Here is a 4,681-nt window from a genome sequence, read left to right as displayed (position 1 = left end):
GGTCTGATGTATCACCATTCTTCGACGCTTCCGCTGCCCGAGCGGACGCCGGTCCCGGTCTTCGACCTGGCGATTGCCGGGGCCAGCGGCGATCTGGCCATCCGAAAGCTCTTTCCGGCACTCGCGCAGCGCATTTCCGAGGGCGTAATCCCTGAAGCCAGCCGCATCGTGGGCATTGTGCGTTCGGGGGAGGCCGAGGAAAGCCTGAAAGCCGGCACCGCCGCCCGCCTCAAGGAGCAGGGCCTGAGGAGCTCCGACGTCGATGACCTCCTGAAGCGGCTCACCTACGTCCGGGCCGACATGTCCGATCCAGCCACCATGGCGGAGCTGAGCGCCCGCCTGGACGATGCGGAACGCGTCCGCGCCTTTTATCTGGCCACTCCGCCCGGCCTGTTCATCCCGGCCGCCCGCTCGCTTAAGAGCGCCGGCCTGCTCGAGCACGACAGCCGTCTCATTCTGGAGAAGCCCCTCGGCAGGAACTTGGCTTCAGCCCAGGCGATCAATGACGCCGTGGCCGAGGTGCTGCCGGAGAGCCGCACCTACCGGATCGACCATTATCTCGGCAAGGAAACCGTCCAGAACCTGCTCGTGCTGCGCTTTGCCAACAGCCTGTTCGAGCGCTCCTGGTCCCAGCGTGACATCGACCATGTTCAGATCACCGTGGCCGAAACCGTCGGACTGGAACAACGCGCCGATTACTACGATCATGTCGGCGCACTCCGGGACATGGTGCAGAACCATGTCCTGCAGCTTCTGTGCCTGTTCGCCATGGAGCCGCCCAATACGCTTGATGCCGATGCGGTTCGCGACGAGAAGGTGCGGGTCCTGCGGGCGCTCCGACCCATCCAGGGGCGTGACGTGCTCCGCCATACCGTGCGCGGCCAGTATACGGCCGGCTCCATCGCGGGCCAGCCGGTGCCCGGCTATGCCGAGGAGCTTGGCCGGATCAGCGGCGCCGAGACCTTCACGGCCCTGCGCTGCGAGATCGACACCTGGCGCTGGGGCGGGGTGCCCATCTACCTGCGCACCGGCAAGCGCATGGGGGCACGCTGCTCCGAGATCGCGATCACCTTCAAGAGCGTGCCGCACTCGATCTTCCGCGGCAATCCTGAGCCCAACCGGCTCGTCATCCGGGTCCAGCCGGACGACGGCGTCCAGCTGCAGTTCATGATGAAGGTGCCGGGCAGCGGGCGCCTCAAGCTGGTCCCGCGCACGCTCGACCTGCGCTACGACACGGCCTTCGGCGAACGCACGCCTGATGCCTATGAGCGCCTTCTGACCGACGTGATCCGGGGCGACCAGACCCTGTTCATGCGCCGCGACGAGGTGGAGGCGGCCTGGAGCTTCATCGACCCGATCATCGAGGGCTGGAGCGAGCACTACGCAACGCCCCACCGCTACGCGGCCGGCACCTTCGGGCCGTCGCAGGCGGTCGGCATGATCGAGCGCGACGGGCGCAGCTGGGCCGACCCGGAGGTGCAGGGGTGATGGGAGTGGCCCTCGACCTCGTCCGCGGCCCCGACCTGCGGCAGGTCTCGCAGCGTCTGGCGGGCGATGTCGCCGGTGTTCTCCGACAGGCTGTCAACGAACGGGGGCGGGCGGCTCTTGCCGTGCCGGGTGGAACAACACCTCGGGCGTTCCTGACGCGGCTGGGGCAGCACGATCTGCCGTGGCAGGCCATCACGGTCGTCCCGACCGACGAGCGGGATGTTCTGCCGGACGATCCCCGCTCCAACGAGCGCATGATCCGGGACTGTCTCCCCTTGGAGCCGGGAAGCTTCGTGCCGCTGCGCGCCGCCGCCGGCTCTCTCGACGAGACCGCCGCAGCCCTGGCGAAGCGCATCATCGCCCTGGGGCGCCTTGATGCCGTGGTCGTCGGCATGGGGGCGGACGCTCACATCGCCTCGCTCTTTCCAGGCGACCGGTGGCTCGAACCGGCCAGGAGAGAGGCGGCTCCGGCCGTACTTGCGGCTCATCCGGCCAATTTGGAGCCGAGGCTGTCCCTCGGGCCGCTTCCCCTGGCCAGGGCACGCTGGACGGCGCTGTTGATCTCCGGCCAGGACAAGCTGGCTGCCCTGAACCGCGCCCTCGGCTCGGCCGACCCGGTTACCGCACCGGTCCGCCTCCTGTTCGAGAACGGCGTTCCGCCTCGCGTCTATTTTGCCGAATGAAGGTTGTCATCATGCCGTTTGCGCCCACCTCGAGTGTCCTTGTCGACGTCGCAGCCCGCATCAGTGCCCGGTCTGGCGATCTGCGGCGGGAGTACCGGGAGCGGATCGACGAGGTCCGCCGCAATCATCCGCCCCGACGCAAGCTCTCCTGCGGCAACCTCGCTCACGCGGCGGCAGCCTGCGCGAGCGGCGAGAAGATGGCGGTCGCCACCGGCATGGCGCCGAACCTCGGCATCGTGACGGCCTACAACGACATGCTGTCGGCCCATCAGCCCTTCGCCACCTATCCGGACCTGATCAAGGAGGAGGCGCGAGCCCTGGGGGCCACCGCCCAGGTGGCCGGCGGCGTTCCGGCCATGTGCGACGGCGTCACGCAAGGTCAGCCCGGCATGGAGCTGTCGCTGTTCTCCCGCGACGTGATCGCGATGTCGACGGCGATTTCTCTCTCGCACAACGTGTTCGACGGCGCCCTCATGCTCGGCGTGTGTGACAAGATCGTGCCGGGCCTGGTGATGGGCGCGCTGTCCTTCGGCCATCTGCCGACCGTGTTCGTGCCCGCAGGCCCCATGCCGACGGGACTGTCGAATGACGAGAAGACGCGCGTGCGCCAAGCCTACGCGACCGGCGAAGTGGGTCGGGAGGCTCTGCTCGCTTCCGAGATGAAGAGCTATCACGCCCCCGGCACCTGCACCTTCTACGGCACCGCCAACTCCAACCAGATGATGATGGAGATGATGGGTCTGCATGTGCCCGGCGCGGCCTTCGTTGCACCGGGCACGCCGCTGCGCGATGCGCTCACCCGGGAGGCCGTGCGCCTGTCGATCGAGGCTGTGCGGGCGCCGCAAGGGGTCCGGGGCCTGGGCGAGCGCCTGGGACCACAGGCGTTCGTGAACGCCATTGTGGGCCTGCATGCCACCGGCGGCTCGACCAATCACCTGCTTCATCTGGTGGCCATGGCGCGGGCGGCTGGGCTCGTGATCACCTGGGAGGACTTCTCGGATCTGGCCACGGCCGTACCGCTCCTGGCCCGGGTCTATCCCAACGGCCCTGCGGACGTGAACCAGTTCCACGCCGCCGGCGGCATTGCATTCGTGATCCGGGAACTGCTGCGGGGCGGGCTGCTGTTCCGCGACGTGGAGACCATGGCGGGACCTGATCTCGCGGCCTACGCCCGCGAGCCCTGGCTTCAGGATGGACAGCTCGCCTACCGGGATGCGGCCCGCGAGACCCTTGAGCCGTCGGTCTTGCGCACCATCGACAATCCTTTCCAGGCAACGGGCGGGCTGGCGCTGATCAGCGGCAATCTCGGCCGGGCGGTGGTCAAGACCTCGGCCGTGCGGCCAGATCGCCAGTCCCTGACGGCGCCCGCGCGGGTGTTCGAGAGCCAGGAGGCCTTCCTGGAAGCGTTCAAGGCCAACCTGTTCGACCATGACACGGTCGTGGTGGTGCGCCAGCAGGGGCCGAAGGCGAACGGCATGCCGGAGCTGCACGGGCTCATGCCGGCCCTGGGCGTGCTGGAGAATCGCGGATTGCGGGTGGCGCTCCTGACGGACGGACGGTTGTCCGGGGCCTCGGGCAAGATCCTCAGTGCAATCCATGTAACGCCGGAGGCTCAGAGTGGCGGGGTCATCGGGCTTCTGCAGGACGGGGATTTGATCACCATCGACGCGTCCGAAGGTCGTCTCGAGGCTGCAGTCGATGCGGACACACTGGCGACGCGCGTTCCGACGCGCTCGAATTCGGTGGCCGGTGGGCTGTCCCTGGGGCGCGACCTGTTCTCGGCCTTTCGGGCAACCGTGGGCCCGGCCGATCTCGGCGCGGCCAGCCTCTGGCCGGAGGCCGCATGAGCCTGAAGCGCCCAATCCGATCCTTGTCGCAGGGGACCAGCGATGTCTGAAGCCAGCCAGATCGCCGCAATCCTGGGCCAGGGGCCCGTGATCCCGGTCATCCTGGTCGAGGACGTGGCCGATGCCGTGCCGCTCGCCAAGGCGCTGGTCGCCGGCGGCGTACGCGTGCTGGAGGTGACGCTCAGGACCGAGGCCGCACTCGAAGCCATCCGCCGCATCCTCGCCGAGGTTCCCGACGCCATCGTGGGGGCCGGAACCGTGCTCACGCCGGCCCAGCTGGATGCGGTCGCCACCCTCGGAGCCGCCTTCGCGGTCAGCCCCGGCGCCACGCCGGCCCTCCTGGACGCAGCGGCGAGTTCGCCGGTGCCGCTCCTGCCGGGCACAGCCACGGCCAGCGAGGTCATGGCGGTGCTGGAGCGCGGCTACACCCACATGAAGCTGTTTCCGGCCGAGGCCGTGGGTGGTGTGGCTCTGCTGAGTTCGCTGGCCTCGCCGTTGCCGGCCGCCCGCTTCTGCCCGACCGGCGGGATCGATCCGGAAAAGGCCAAACGATATCTCGCCTGTCCGAATGTGGTCTGCGTGGGCGGATCATGGTTGGCGCCACGGGATGCCATCCGCCAGGGCGACTGGGGCCGGATCACCGATCTGGCTCGGGCGACGCTG

At 68.6% G+C, this 4,681-nt stretch carries 4 protein-coding genes; all 4 read left to right on the top strand.

Annotated elements, in window-relative coordinates:
* Positions 1-6 precede the first annotated feature (6 nt).
* On the top strand, positions 7-1,488 hold the full coding sequence (zwf, locus tag DC522_RS32490) for a glucose-6-phosphate dehydrogenase (protein WP_116532552.1): 1,482 nt from the start codon (positions 7-9) through the stop codon (positions 1,486-1,488).
* A complete protein-coding gene (locus DC522_RS32485) occupies positions 1,488-2,171 on the top strand; it encodes a 6-phosphogluconolactonase (protein WP_116532551.1) in 684 nt (227 codons plus the stop codon). The genes zwf and DC522_RS32485 overlap by 1 nt, the downstream gene beginning before the upstream one ends.
* An 11-nt stretch (positions 2,172-2,182) precedes the next feature.
* Positions 2,183-4,018, top strand: a complete 1,836-nt coding sequence (gene edd, locus DC522_RS32480) for a phosphogluconate dehydratase (RefSeq protein WP_165820427.1) — start codon at positions 2,183-2,185, stop codon at positions 4,016-4,018.
* Positions 4,019-4,060: 42 nt separating this feature from the next.
* The coding region (locus tag DC522_RS32475) for a bifunctional 4-hydroxy-2-oxoglutarate aldolase/2-dehydro-3-deoxy-phosphogluconate aldolase (protein ID WP_133239446.1) at positions 4,061-4,681 on the top strand (621 nt) is incomplete at its 3' end.

This window comes from Microvirga sp. KLBC 81 (genome assembly GCF_003075415.1).
Classification (GTDB): Bacteria; Pseudomonadota; Alphaproteobacteria; order Rhizobiales; family Beijerinckiaceae; genus Microvirga.
The sequence above is the reverse complement of the archived record's forward strand: the minus strand, read 5'-3'. Positions and strand labels throughout refer to the sequence as shown.

Coding starts and splice junctions, on each gene's coding strand:
- zwf (WP_116532552.1), top strand. CDS start 7: ATGTATCACCATTCTTCGACGCTTCCGCTGCCCGAGCGGACGCCGGTC.
- edd (WP_165820427.1), top strand. CDS start 2,183: ATGCCGTTTGCGCCCACCTCGAGTGTCCTTGTCGACGTCGCAGCCCGC.
- DC522_RS32485 (WP_116532551.1), top strand. CDS start 1,488: ATGGGAGTGGCCCTCGACCTCGTCCGCGGCCCCGACCTGCGGCAGGTC.